Source organism: Rhizosphaericola mali (assembly GCF_004337365.2).
Lineage (GTDB): Bacteria > Bacteroidota > Bacteroidia > Chitinophagales > Chitinophagaceae > Rhizosphaericola > Rhizosphaericola mali.
The window spans coordinates 3415200-3428638 of sequence record NZ_CP044016.1; the positions used below are offsets into that span (position 1 = coordinate 3415200).

A 13439-nucleotide genomic window follows, 5' to 3' on the forward strand; every position below is an offset into this window, starting at 1 on the left:
TTGCAATTTGAAGATTATAAACCTAGATTAATTCCGACTCTCAATGCTCTTGCTTGAGGATAGCCACCAACATCAATTCCTGTGTATCCAGGATCTTGATAATAACCATTTACTTCCGGATCAAAACCTTTATAACCAGTTAAGGTAAATAAATTATCCGCGGCTAAATAAATGCGCAAACTCGAAAGCTTCCACTTAGACAAAGTATTTTCTGGAAAATTATAGCCAAACTGAACAACTTTCAATCTTAAATAACTTCCATTTTCTACATATCTATCTGAAAATTTCATATTCCCATTCGCATCAGTTACCGTCATACGAGGTTCATTAGAGTTTGGATTTTCTGCGGTCCATCTATCCATACGATCTGTTCTAAAATTATTCCACCCTCCTGACTCATTGCTAACAGACATAATATTATAGTCCATTGCATTAATAATCTTATTTCCAGTTACACCTTGAAAAAATAATGAGAGATCAAAGTTTTGATAATTAAATTGAGCATTTAAACCAAATTGAATTTTTGGTATTGCATTACCCAAATTAACAGCATCGTCATTTGTAATAGAACCATCGCCGTTAGTATCTACAAATTTAACATCTCCTGGTTTTGCATTCGGTTGTATTAAAGTACCCGCAGAATTTACATAACTATTCACTTCTTGCTGAGTATGAAAAACACCATCTGTTTTTAATCCAAATATATAAGGAAATGGCATATTCGGCTCAGCTCTATTGATGTACCCCAATTTTCCAGTACTACCTAAACTCATAACATCTCCCAATCCTAAACTTGTCAGTTTATTTGACAAGAATGTCGCATTACCAGAAATATTATATTTAAACTTATGACCACCAGAATAGCCTAATGAAATTTCAATACCTTTATTTTCCATAGTCCCTGTATTCATAGACGGGCTAGCTGGAGCTCCTGAATATAAAGGAACTGGGACTGGTAATATAAGATCGACAGTTCTTCTTAAAAAGGCATCTGCAGAAAAAGTCAACCTATCCGAGAACATATTTAGATCTATACCTAAATTATATTGTTTATTTTTTTCCCATTTTAATTCTGTATTTCCAAATGTTGTGGGTGCATAACCTTGTACAACAGAATTGCCAAAGACATAGAGATTATTATTGCCTATAGAGGAAATATATGGATAAGCATTGGGAGATTGCTCATTGCCAACGATTCCCCACCCAGCTCTCATTTTCAAATAAGAAAATAAACTATTTGCATGAAAAAAACTTTCATCACTTATTACCCATGCGCCACTAAACGCAGGAAACATACCAGAACGGTTTCCTTTTAAAAATTTTGAGGAAGCATCATCTCTTAGAGTTGCAGTGAACATATATCGTCCTGCATAATTATAGGAAAATCTTCCAAAAAACGATTGAAGTCCTCTTGAATAATCAGGCAATGCTGTATTATTTGGATTGACTGTATAACTTGTATTTTGGGCATTATAAATATCCCTTAAATTTTCATCACTAGGTACATCATACGCCATGATATCGGTCTGAGTATGCGTAAAATCTTGCCACTCCGCACCCGCCATGAAATCAAACGAATGCCTACCAACATTTTTGTTATAGGTAAAATAATTGGTCCATAACCAATTATTTTCTTCCGCTTTTAAATCATACAAGGAACTTTGAGAACGTTGTTCCACGACATCTATATAAAACTCTGGCAAATAAGTAACTGTGTGTAAATTATTAGTGCCGGCATTAAATTGGGATTTAAACTTCAATCCTTTTGCTAATGTAGCTTCTAACCATATGTTACCTATGAGCATGGTACCATAAGTGTGGTTACCTTTGATTTCATTTGCTACTCTTGCGGGGTTATTAGCGTAAGAGATTCCTGGCCTTCCCCAATTACCATCTGCAGTCTTCACTGGAGCTAACGGTTCAGCACTCAAGGCATTAGTCAAAACACCTCCATATAAATCTCCATTATAATTTGTTTTATCATAATGAGCAAAGGACGCATTAAAACCTCCCCGCAACCAATTATTAACTTTAAATTGATCTGAAAGATTAAAGAAATATTTTTTCATCATAGAATTCTTGACTATTCCATTCTGATCAAAATAAGTTCCACTTAGCCTAAAGGTATTCACTTCATTACCACCGCTTAATCCAATAGTATAATTTTGAATAAGACCCGTTCTAAGAACTTCATCTTGCCAATCAGTTCCAGTACCTAATAAACCATTTTTAGCCGAATCCAATTTTCCAGAAATATTTGATGGTACACTAAGTCCATCATTGGTATAACCCTCTTCAACCAAAGTTGCATATTGTTGAGAATTAGTCATAGGAATTTTTCTCCATGCACTTTGCGTTCCAGTATAAGAGTCAAAAGTAACTTTAATAGGTCCTTTTTTACCTGACTTAGTTGTAATTACAATCACTCCATTCGCACCTCTTGCGCCATATATAGCTGCAGCAGAAGCATCTTTTAGTACGTTCATTGATTGTATATCAGCAGGTGCGAGATAACTAATATCCGTAGTTTGATAACCATCTACTACATATATGGGATTACTTCCTCCAACAGATCCAGTACCTCTAATTTTAACTTGAACCCCACTACCGGGTTCTCCACTATTAGACACAATCTGCACACCAGCAACACGTCCTTGTATTGCCTGCATAGGGTCAGAGGTGGCCATTTGAGAAATTTGTTTGGCTCCAACAGTTGCGATTGCACCTGTCAAGTCCTTTTTTGAAGAACTGCCATAACCAACAACTATTACCTCTTGCAAATTGTTGTCCTTTTGAACAGAGCTCATTACAATTTTCAAAATTGAATCAGTTGGATTTAAGTTCAAAGACTCATTTTCCATACCTGACATTTTAAAAATCAAGTTTGAATTGGCTGCTAAATTATTAGCAATTGTAAAATTTCCAAGTTTGTCAGTTTTTCCAACCTCAACAGAATCTTTATCTAAGATAACAACCCCAGCTAAGGGTTTACCTTTATCATCTTTCACAGATCCAGATAGTTTATGTTCTTGGGCAAAGCTGGATTGCGAAAAAGCAAATATCGCACCTCCAATAAGCAAAAACAATCGACATTTTATTTTCATAAATGGCATAATTTTTATAAATGCAAACGTAAATAAGAGATTAACATTTTAATTGAACAATTTTAACAAATTATTGAACTAAAAACTAATTTATATTAGTTAGTTATATATTCAATTGATTTACAACTAATTACATTTTTATTCGAAAAATTAATTGATTTATTAATTGATTTATTTTAACATTGTATAGAATAAATTAGGCTATTATGGAAATATTAAGAGAGATAACACCTCTAACACAAAACGATTGTTACACTATATTCACTAGAGAAAAGACAGACTTTGATTTTCCATTACATTATCATGAGGAGTACGAGCTGAATATGATTATTAATGCAGGCGGAGCCCAACGTGTTGTAGGGGATCACATTGAAGAAATAGGAGATTTAGAATTAGTATTAGTGGGACCCAATCTGCCACATGTATGGTACACTCATCATTGCAAAGATAAAATTATCAAGGAAACTACACTTCAATTCCACAAGGATATGCTCGATGAAAAACTATTGCAAAGAAACCAATTAAGCCATATTCGAAATATGTTTAAACTAGCACAGCAAGGCATTCTATTTTCCAACCCTACAACTTACAAAATCAAACAATCAATTGATGCCTTAGCTAATACAAATGGCTTTGATTCTTTTTTAAATTTACTATCTATATTACATGACCTTTCCATTGCAAGAGACAAAAGAATACTATCCTCAGCACCTGTAACAAACAACTATAATAATTTCAATAGCCGTAGAATAGAAAAACTCAATATATATCTTAATAAAAACTATCATAAAAATGTAACATTAGCAGAAATATCTAAGTTAGTCGGTATGCCAGAGGCTTCCACGAGTAGATTTATCAAGATGCATACAGGCAGAACCTTTGTAGAAAATCTAAATGAAATAAGGCTTGGTTATGCTACTAGACTTTTAATCTCAACGACTCAGACTATTGCAGAAATTGCCTATAGTTGCGGTTTTAACAACGTTACTTATTTTAATAGAATATTCAAAAAAGCTAAAAACTATACACCAAAAGAGTTTAGAGACAACTATTCCGAAAATCGAGTTTTCATTTAAACGAAAAGCTTTTTTTATAAAAAACAAAAATTAAATGTAAATATTAGCAATCATCAATATTCAATTTAGCGACGGAACACCTTTATAAACAAAACATTAATCCATTTTTAACTATAGAGTAATAATCAATTGTTTAATCTTTCCATAAGTAAGAATCATATACAGATATCAATAAAAATAGTTGGAAATCATAATTCCAAAAGCAATAATTAAATCTAATTCATGATTTCACAATTCATCTTATTATGAATACATAAATAAAATCATTACGCACTATCAAGTAGAAAATAGAATCTTATACTACTCACTCTTCATAAGTTTGTGATTAGTATATTACAATAACGTAATCACAATTTCTGTAACTTTTTCAAATATAAAATATAGTTATGCTCCTAACATAATTTCAATCCTTCTTTGTTAAGTTATCGACCTTGCCATTTGTCACAGACAATAACAAAAAAACCTTTCCCTAAATTATAGGAAAAGGTCGTTATAAAAATGAAAATTTTACTTTAGTAACCAGGATTTTGATATAAGCCGGTTGGATTTAATTTATTGTCATTAAATGGAATTGGATAATAATAGTCCTTCGTACCACAATTAGCTAATTGTGCCAACCCATAATCGGCTTGCTTTTTAGACTGGAAATAGGCAGCGAATTCTGTGGGCGTAAAATTACGCAACAAATCATATAGCCGTTGATTTTCGAATGCTAATTCAGCTCTCCTTTCGTGTAAGATAGCGAGTTTCAAACTAGGATATTTAGTCCCATAATCTTGAGACAAAATAGATTGCTCATAAGAAGGTAATCCCGCACGCGTCCTTACTTGATCTAAATAACTAATAGCTACATCAGAATTATTTAAATCATTATTTACTTCTGCGAGCATAAGTATCACATCTGCATAACGAAGTAAAATCCAATCATTACCACCATAGCCGTTCGTTCCTGCAGCACTAGAGGTATCTCTGAATTTAGTAATAAAATAATCATTCACACTTACATTGGAGGCAAATTTTATGGAAAAAGCTTTTCTGATATCATTTAGTTCATAATCATTCACAAGATCATGACATACATTTCCTCCAATACCTGTGGCATTTTTTAGAGAGTTAATAGTCTCGCCTTTTGCTTGGTTATTCGCAGCAATGGAAGATGCATAATTCTGATCACCCTGCTTGTATTCTATTTGAAATAACAATTCAGCATTGGTAGTTTTCTGATTGACATCAAAAACAGAAGCATAGGGGATTTCAGAGAGTGTGCCGAATTTACGCATAGCGTAAGATTGTTCTAGATAAGTTTTTGCATTAATTAGATTTTCAGTTTTTTTATCCGCACTCAATGTACTCGCCATAGTCAAATATACTTTACCTAAATATCCGCAAGCCGCAGCTTTAGAAGCGTGTCCAATCCCTGTTGAGGATTGAATATTAGGCAGACTACTATTAATTGTGTATTGTAGATCTGATACAATTAGACTATAGACGGAATCCATAGAAACTCTATAATTCTTAGCCATAGCCTCTTCTATAGAGCTAACTGGTTTGTCAACTAAAGGAACTGCGCCCCATTTGCGTACTAAATCGAAATAGGTAATTGCACGAATAAACTTTGCTTCTGCTTCATATTGATTTTTTAGATTTTGATCGGAAAAAGTAACAGACTCTGCACCTTCAATTGCAAAATTTGCAGCATTAACTATACTATATAAAGCATTCCAATGAGACTGTAAAAAGGAGTTGGTTGGTAAAATTGAAAAATTATTAAACTGAAAAGGTTCTCCTCCGTTAGATTGATTATCATTTCTACCTGTATTATCTGAACGTTCTTCAGAATACAATCCACTTCCTTCGGCCATACCATTATTATTGCGTAATGCCTGATACGCACCATTTACCGCTAGCAATACATCATTGGGCGACTCAAAATAATCGGAAGATGCGATCGCATTTGGGTTGGTTTGATTTAAAAAATCTTTTTTGCAACTTAATAAAGACAATGATGAGAGCAATACCAAGTATAGTATATAATTTATTTTCATATTCATTCAGTTTAGGAAATTAAAAGACAATATTTACACCTACATTATAAGAGCGCATTAACGGATACATGCCATAATCAACTCCAGGAGTTAAATTCGCACCATTATTATAGTCTACTTCTGGGTTATATCCCAAATATTTTGTTATAGTAAACAAATTATCTCCAGCTACATACAAGCGCAAACTTTTAATAGTATTATTGGTTTTCTTAGCCATATCATTAAACGAATAGCTAAATGTCATATTTGTACATCTTAAATAAGATCCACTTTGTAAATAAAAGGAAGAAAGTCGAGTACTATTACTTTGCGTACCTGCTCTCGATGCTCTGTATATGGAGCCATTTCCAGGATCTGATTCAGAACGATAACGGTTGGCAACTTTTTCATACTGATTACCAGATCCTTCCATATTGTACAAATAGTAATCCATACCATCAAGTACCATATTACCATAAGAACCATTAAACGAAGAACTAAAGGACAATTGCTTGTAGGTCATATTTAATCCAAAGCCATAAGTAAATTTAGCGTATGGGCTACCTATAATCGTTTTATCTTTTTCATTTACAACTCCATCTCCATTGGTATCTTGGAAATACAAATCACCTGGATGTAATGGATTAGTCGATGCTGTAGATCTTGCAGGACCTTGTAATTTATACCCATCAGGGAAAGATTGCGTAGCGGCATTATAAACTGCATTATCCGCAGAAATATTGGCCATATCGGATTGTCGAACCATTCCTTTTACTTTGTAACCGTAGAACATTCCTATTGGTTGACCTTGTTCAGTTACATGCGTAATATATTGTCTTTCTGCCCCCGAAGAATAAATGGTACTCGCCCCACCCATATCTAGTACTTTATTTCTGTTCAAAGAGAAATTGCCATTCAATGTTAATTCAAAATCATTGGTAGAAACGGGAGTACCATTAATTTGAATATCAATTCCTTTATTTTGAACTTTTGAATTTCGTAAATTCGTAAGAATAGAAGTAGTTCCTGCCAAGGCTGGTAAGGTCTGATTAAATAATAGATTATATGATTTACTCAAATAATAATTGGCGGTAATACTCAATCTATTATTAAACATAGTCGCATCAAATCCAAAATTAAATTGAGAGGTCGTTTCCCATCCTAAATTTTGATCCATTAATTTAGAAGGAGCATACGCCGTAGCTATGTTATTTCCTCCGAAAACAACACCTGAAGGACTTGACATTACTTGTACACTATTATAGTTACCTATATTATTGTTTCCACTTTTACCCCAACTACCACGAAGTCTTAATGTAGAATTTTGCCCTAACCAATCATGATAAAATTTTTCTCTGGAAAGATTCCAGCTCGCAGAAACAGAAGGAAATACGCCATATCTGTTATTTGCTCCAAAGCGAGAAGATCCATCCGTTCTAAAAGATCCAGTCAAAAAATAACGATTATCATAGTTGTAGCCGACACGAGCCAAATAAGACAATAAAGTCCAAGTGGCTTTACCCGTATTATTATAGTCCAATGTAAAATTAGAAGGATCTGCGCCTTTCGCTGTAATCTCTTCAATTCTATTATCAGCAAATCCTTTGGCAATTACCCCAACTTGATCTGTACTAGTTTGTTGTACTGTATAACCACCAAGGGCGTCGATATTATTTTTTCCAAAATGTTTTTGATAATGCAAGGTAAATTCAGCCAACATATCTTTTTGCATTAAAGTTTGTGATTGCGCATTCGCTGCGGCTAAAGCCTGCGAAGATCCAGGAGCATTGGAACCACTACTTAAGGAAGATGGTAAATAAAAATCATACTTTTCATTATAGGTCTGCATCCCCAGATTTGCTTTAAACTGTAAATCTTTAATGATTTCGTAAGTAGCAAAAGCATTGTAAGTACTGCGTAATCCGGTGCGTTTTATTTTCGTTTCTTCCGCCATCGCCACTGGATTTTCAATTGGTTGAATACCATATTGATCGGCTAGTGGAGGAGCTTGATATTTAAGAGGATTACCTACACTGTCTTTCGCTGCAAAGATAGGAAGAGACAAAAGAGCTGCCATTATAGGACCATGATCAAAACGCCCTTGTTGGGCTTCCTGATTGATTGTAGATGTAAAAGCCGCATTTGCGCCAATCTTCAATTTCGGATTTACATCCGCATCAATATTCGCTCTAAAATTGATTCTTTTCTGTCCAGTTGCAACCATAATCCCTGGTTGATCCTGGTATCCGCCACTTAAAGAGTATCGAATATTATCCGAACCTCCTCTAAAAGCCAAATTATGCCGCTGCATTAGCGCATTCCTATATAACTGATCTTGCCAATCCGTATTATTTTTAGGAGAAATCATCTTTTGATTACCATAATCATAGATCCCCGGTAGAATACTAACACTCGCTGCATTTCCAACTTTTTTTACTCTCGTATCATTATCATCAGAATACATAGCATCATCCCAAGGAAGTCCACTATTGACAACTAAGTCATGATAAGAGTTATTACGACCATCAATATTTAATTGAGCAAATTGATCCGCATTAAGTAGTTTTACTTTATGACTAAGTTGATTATCTCCTATCTGATAGTTGTAGGAAAAGGAGCTTTGTCCTTTCTTTCCGCGCTTAGTAGTAATCATTACTACCCCACCAGCGGCACGTGAACCATAAATTGCAGCAGACGCCGCATCTTTTAAGATGTCAATAGTTGCGATATCATCTGGATTAATAAAAACGTCATTACCTGCAGGATAGCCATCAATCACATAGAGCGGATCAGAACTCGCATTAATAGAACCCACTCCACGAACTCTAATCTTGGTACTAGAATAAGGCGCCCCACTTACTTGAGAGACTTGCACACCTGCAACTTTACCTACAAGTGCCTGCCCCAATGTTGGAGTTGTTGTATTTAAATCTTTTGCACTTACACTTGCTACCGCACCTGCGAAATCGGAACGTTTTACTTTTCCATACCCTACTGCTACGACCTCATCCAATATATTAGACCCTTCCTCCATTTTGAATATTTTGAAAGACTGACCCGTTATCATATAGGTTTGTGATTGCATCCCCATATACTTTATTGATAGTGTATCATATAGATGAACAGATATACTAAACGACCCATCATCCCCACTCAATACAGAGTTTCCAGATCTACTATCTACTACAGAAGCTCGGCGCAATGGTTCATTTTTTTCGTTCGTAACTTTTCCTTTAAAAACGAAAGCAGAAAGACTAGATTGTTTTTCTTGACTATACACCTTATTGGATTTCACTAGAGATAATATCCCAAATCCAGAAAACAGCATCAGGATGGGAACTATGTTTCTTTTCATTCAGTTTAATTTTTCGCGGCAAAGGTGAACTATAACTAACAAAAAGACAATAGACGAATCTTAACAAAACATTACGTTACTATTAACTTTACATGAAGACATTGTTAATGTAATGCATTAACAAGTTTATCCATTATTTTAGCAAAATTTCATACACTATAATAAACAGTCATTTGAAACAGTCCTATTTACTTTTATTTTTATTACTTTTTAGTAACTACTCTAGTTTGGCGCAAAAAGTTGAAAAAGCTACTTACTCTTTTCAAAAACATTTTCAATGGGTCAAAAATGAACTACAACAACCAAACAGTACTAAAGTGCTTGTTGTCGCACATAGAGGGGATTGGAGAAATGCACCTGAAAATTCTGTTCAAGCTTTGAAAAACTGTATAGAGATGGGCGTTGATTTAATGGAAATTGATTTAAAGATGACTAAGGATTCTATTTTAGTTTTGATGCATGATAACACAATTAATAGGACAATGGAAGGCAACGGACCAATATCTGATTACACACTTGCTGAATTACAATCAATGACATTGAAGGGTGGGAATGGATGTCCTACTAAACATAAAATTCCTACATTTAAAGAAATCATGCTGGTCGCTAAGGGTAAAATCTGTATAAATATTGACAAATGCTATCCGTTCTACCATGAAGTATATAAAATTCTAAAAGAGACCAACACATTAGACCAGGTAATCATCAATAGCGAAAAAACATACCAAGACAATCAGATAAAGTATGGTAAATTTTTAGATAGTATACCATTTAAACCCGTAGTCTCATTAGATAATTTATCGCACAAAGATATCAATGACTATATTTCTATCCATCCCAAAGTAATGGAATTGGTATTTAGCAAGGACAGCTCTTTTTACCTTCACCATAGTGAAATATTCAGAAAGGCCGGTATTAAAATATTTATGAATGCCATGTGGTCAAGCCTTTCAGCAGACCATACAGATGATCAAGCCGTTGAATTAAATGATCCTACAAATAGTTGGCAATGGTTAATTAAACACGGTGCAACTATTATTCAGACCGACAGACCCAAACAATTATTGCAATACTTAAGACAGCATCATCTACATATATAAATCTTTTTTGTAAACTAATCCATGTTTAAATCATAATCTATTTATTAAGATGTTTATTCATTGAATATTTCTACGTATAATTTTTTCTGCGATTACTGAAATAAAATACGAAAAAGACAATAACACGCATTTTTTTAATTTTTATTAATCGTATATCTTACTTTTATAGCCAAAAACTAAAAAGTTGAAAAGGCGCTTCTTTTATTCTATTATAATTATAGGTGGATTATGGATTTCTTGTAGTGAAAAACAAAAACCGGTCTATAAGGAAGAGTCTCAAGACTACAAAAATGGAGAAGCTTTTTTTGATACAAATGTGGATTCTGCTTTTTTCTATTTTAATAAAGTCACTTTAAACGCGTCCGATACATTAGAAATTGCTATGGCATATAGCTATCTTTCTATTTTACTAACCGATGCTGGGGATTATTATGGTAGTCAAGAAAATTTACTTGCATCTTTGAAGTTATTAGATGAAAAGAAAGAAGAACATAGAGGAACTCTATTATCCGACTTTAATGAACTTGGGACAACCAATCTTAAATTAGGGAATTACGAGTCCGCTCTATATTATTTCGACCAGGCATTGAAATATGTCAATGATCAAGATTTTAAAAATACTGTTTTAAACAATAAAGCCTTAGTATTTGAAAAATTAGGGAATTACAATAATGCCATTAACATATATCAATCTTTGATTGCTCAGCAAATAAAAAATACTAAAACCTATGCGCGGATTTTATGTAATTATGCTATTGTAAAATGGAAGGAAGACTCTAGTTACAATGCAGCACCAGAATTACAAGCTTCTTTACATATTCGAGAAAAATTAGAAGACAAATGGGGCATCAATTCGAGCCTATCTCATTTATCTGAATTCTACAGTAATACGCATCCAGACTCCGCCTTGTTATACGCAAATAAAATGTATACAATTGCACAACAATTAAAAAGCCCTGAGAACGAACTAGAGGCACTGCATAAATTAATACACCTGCGTGCGTCTGTACAAAATCAACATTATTTTGATCGTTATTTTTCTTTGAGTGATAGCTTGCAAGCTAGTCGTAACAGCGCCAAAAACCAGTTTGCACTCATCAAATATGAGACAGCAAAAATGAAGGTCGATAAATTAGCTTTGGAAAAAGACAATAGTGATAAAAAAATACAAATTGTAATTCTTTCACTTCTATCAACCTTAATTATTGGAATTTCGGTTATTGGGTTTATCCTTTATAGAAAACGTAAACAAAAAATATTTCATCAACAACAACTTAAAACCGCTCAAAAAGTACACGATAAAGTAGCCAATAATATTTATAGAATTATATCTGAATTAGAGCACAAAAATACGATTGAAAAAGATTATTTATTAGAACAATTAGACACCGTATACGAGCGATCACGTAATATTTCGCATGAGATTGCAGATCCAACATCTACAGATTTTAGTGAAACCCTACAATCTATGCTTACATCTTTTTCTTCCGCGACAACGGCAGTTTTACTCGTAGGAAACTCGAATGATATTTGGAAAAATATAACTACTAAAGTTCAAAATGAATTACAAAATATACTGCAAGAACTGATGGTAAACATGAAAAAGCATAGTACTGCGAGCAACGTAATAATTAAGTTCGAAATTTTGAAAAGTCAATTACAAATCACTTATAAAGATGATGGTATTGGTCTACCCCAACAAATAAAATATGGAAAAGGTATAAGAAATACGGAAAACCGTATAAAAAATATCGGGGGGAAAATTATTTTTGAAAATTCAAAGAATCAAGGATTAAAAATTTTACTATTCGCACCTATAGATATTGCAAAATGATTAGAAAAATGCTCATTGTGGAAGATCACGAAAGTGTCAACTTATCTATTCAAAAGACAGCAGAAGAATTAAAAATTGCAGAAATAGACTATGCTTATTATTGTGATGATGCACTTCATTTGATCCAAAAAGCAATAGACCAAGGAAATTCATATGATCTTTTAATTACAGATTTATCATTTGAAGAAGACCACAAAAAACAAGAAATTAAAAATGGAGTAGCGTTAGTTTCCGCTGCAAGGAAAATACAACCAGACCTTAGTGTTTTAGTTTTTTCAGCGGAAAGCAGAGTCGCCATTATAGAAAAACTTTATCAAGAAGTACAAATTGATGGCTATGTAAGGAAGGCTCGTGGGGATGCAAAAGAGTTAAAAAAAGCCATTACGACTATAGATTCAAATAAAACCTTCTATCCTATTGAGTTAACAAAGTCTACCAAACATTTAAATGCTCATTCTTTTACAGAATTAGATGTTCTTATCATTACACAGCTCATCAATGGACAAAAACAACAACAGATTTCTACATTTTTAGAATCCAAACATATTAGTCCTTCAAGTCTTAGTAGTATCGAAAAACGTCTCAAAATAATTAAAGAAGCACTCAACTTTACTAACAATGAGCAATTAATCGCCTATTGTATAAAAATGGGAATTGTGTAATTAAATAATTTCACGAATTAGTTACATGACTTTCCCGAACCATTAAACAAACCATCAAAATTCCTAACTACTATTAAACTAGTAATTAAATTTTTCCGATTTACAATAGAGATTCAGCAATATCTTTAATAACAAAAAGATTGGGTGTAAATAATAAAAGTCGTTGATATTCAACGACTTTCGCAGAGAGGAAGGGATTCGAACCCTCGATACAGTTTCCCGTATACACACTTTCCAGGCGTGCTCCTTCAACCACTCGGACACCTCTCTATTTCCCGTTAAGG

The 13439-nt window shown here is 33.5% G+C and carries 7 protein-coding genes and 1 tRNA gene; 4 read left to right on the forward strand and 4 right to left on the reverse strand.

The window, feature by feature from the left end; genetic code table 11:
• Positions 1 to 14: 14 nt before the first annotated feature.
• The gene (locus tag E0W69_RS14635; protein ID WP_191967864.1) at positions 15 to 3104 is read right to left on the reverse strand and encodes a SusC/RagA family TonB-linked outer membrane protein; all 3090 of its coding nucleotides are present in this window, start codon (positions 3102 to 3104) and stop codon (positions 15 to 17) included.
• A 206-nt stretch (positions 3105 to 3310) separates the two neighbouring features.
• Here E0W69_RS14635 and E0W69_RS14640 point away from each other — a divergent pair, with 206 nt between their 5' ends.
• A complete protein-coding gene (locus E0W69_RS14640; RefSeq protein ID WP_131330801.1) occupies positions 3311 to 4180 on the forward strand; it encodes an AraC family transcriptional regulator in 870 nt (289 codons plus the stop codon).
• 512 nt (positions 4181 to 4692) lie between these two features.
• Here the strand turns inward: E0W69_RS14640 and E0W69_RS14645 are convergent.
• Both E0W69_RS14645 and E0W69_RS14650 read right to left on the reverse strand, forming a co-directional pair.
• Entirely contained in the window at positions 4693 to 6225 is a 1533-nt protein-coding gene (locus E0W69_RS14645; protein WP_131330802.1) for a RagB/SusD family nutrient uptake outer membrane protein, read from the reverse strand.
• A 19-nt stretch (positions 6226 to 6244) separates the two neighbouring features.
• Positions 6245 to 9559 carry a SusC/RagA family TonB-linked outer membrane protein gene (locus tag E0W69_RS14650; protein WP_131330803.1) on the reverse strand — a complete coding sequence of 1105 codons (3315 nt, stop codon included), beginning with the start codon at positions 9557 to 9559 and terminating at the stop codon, positions 6245 to 6247.
• Between the two features lie 173 nt (positions 9560 to 9732).
• Here E0W69_RS14650 and E0W69_RS14655 point away from each other — a divergent pair, with 173 nt between their 5' ends.
• From E0W69_RS14655 to E0W69_RS14665, 3 genes are all read left to right on the forward strand, one after another.
• On the forward strand, positions 9733 to 10659 hold the full coding sequence (locus E0W69_RS14655; RefSeq protein ID WP_131330804.1) for a glycerophosphodiester phosphodiesterase family protein: 927 nt from the start codon (positions 9733 to 9735) through the stop codon (positions 10657 to 10659).
• A 184-nt stretch (positions 10660 to 10843) separates the two neighbouring features.
• A complete protein-coding gene (locus tag E0W69_RS14660; protein ID WP_131330805.1) occupies positions 10844 to 12493 on the forward strand; it encodes a tetratricopeptide repeat-containing sensor histidine kinase in 1650 nt (549 codons plus the stop codon).
• 8 nt (positions 12494 to 12501) lie between these two features.
• Positions 12502 to 13155: a response regulator gene (locus E0W69_RS14665; protein ID WP_255478244.1), complete on the forward strand. Its 654-nt coding sequence runs from the start codon at positions 12502 to 12504 to the stop codon at positions 13153 to 13155.
• Between the two features lie 183 nt (positions 13156 to 13338).
• Here the strand turns inward: E0W69_RS14665 and E0W69_RS14670 are convergent.
• Positions 13339 to 13425, reverse strand: a tRNA-Ser gene (locus E0W69_RS14670).
• Positions 13426 to 13439 lie beyond the last annotated feature (14 nt).